We start from the raw sequence: 1,000 nt of genomic DNA, 5'->3' as shown, positions 1-1,000 counted from the left end.
TTACGGAGCTAATCACGGTAATCCCGGTCCTACGTCGGTCATCAAGAAGGGTGCTCCGATGCAAGAATAAGGCTTGCCGAGAGCCGATATTCACCGCATTCGAGGAGCGCCTAATGAGTCGTAGGAACCCCTTGTGCAGGGATTCTTGCGGGGCAGCAGTTGGCGGGTGAGCGCGCGGAGCACCTGGATCCTCGGGTTCGGGGTCGTGCCGACCGGTTACCTGGCTCGAATACCGGCTGAGCACTCGTCATGGGGTCGTGGCCGCCTGTACCATCGCCGGCTTCCTCCTACTGCTTGGTCCGCATCACCTTTCTACCAACATAATAAATTGACTACAGAATAAATGCGGCGGGCAATCGCAACCTGAGGGGATCGTGGCCTGGACTCAGAGCCGCATTCGCCCTCGGTGAGCCAGGCGCAGTCGCCGAGGTCGGTACCGGCCGTCAGTTCTGGCGCCCACGACGGCGTGCCCACCGGTGTCGACGCTGTACACCACGGAACAGGTGGAGACGTTTCAGCGGTGGGCGCCGCGGCAGGCAAGTGCGGTCCGCCGGCAGGCTCTGGGCCGACGCGGTGTCGCTCGGTCTCGGCCCCGGCCTGGCCGCGATTTGCATCGCCGGTTGCTGTCGATCCAGGAGGAGGCGGGCCTGCCTGAGGAGATCTCGGCGTTGCGCGTCTTTGACGTGATCGCGCGGATAGACCCAAGTGCCGCCGCCCCGAAGAACGCGCTGACCTAGGAAGATGATTCGTCCCGGACTTCGGTTCGGACGGTGCCGCTGGAAAGGGCGCGGGCTGCCGGTGGGTGTGTGGTCGGACTCCGTGATCGTCGGCGGTTCGCGACACGTCGTGGGCCGCTGGCGGAGGAGGGGCGATGACTGCGAACTTCGAGCTTTCAAGGACGCGGCCGGCAACTTCCGGTTCCACTCGAAGGCAGCGGCTCAGACCGGGATGGCGTCGATCGAGGACAATGCCCCATCCGCCCCACTGCGGATCTGATCTG

Annotated in this window: 1 protein-coding gene; it reads left to right on the top strand. The window is 64.4% G+C overall.

All coding sequences use genetic code 11. From position 1 onward, the window contains the following. The first annotated feature begins 476 nt into the window (after positions 1-476). A complete protein-coding gene (locus tag MLGJGCBP_RS52885) occupies positions 477-737 on the top strand; it encodes a DUF6308 family protein (protein WP_236581273.1) in 261 nt (86 codons plus the stop codon). The last annotated feature ends 263 nt before the right edge of the window (positions 738-1,000 follow it).

It is taken from the genome of Rhodococcus sp. T7, from assembly GCF_009872365.1.
Classification (GTDB): domain Bacteria; phylum Actinomycetota; class Actinomycetes; order Mycobacteriales; family Mycobacteriaceae; genus Rhodococcus_F.
The sequence above is the reverse complement of the archived record's forward strand: the minus strand, read 5'-3'. Positions and strand labels throughout refer to the sequence as shown.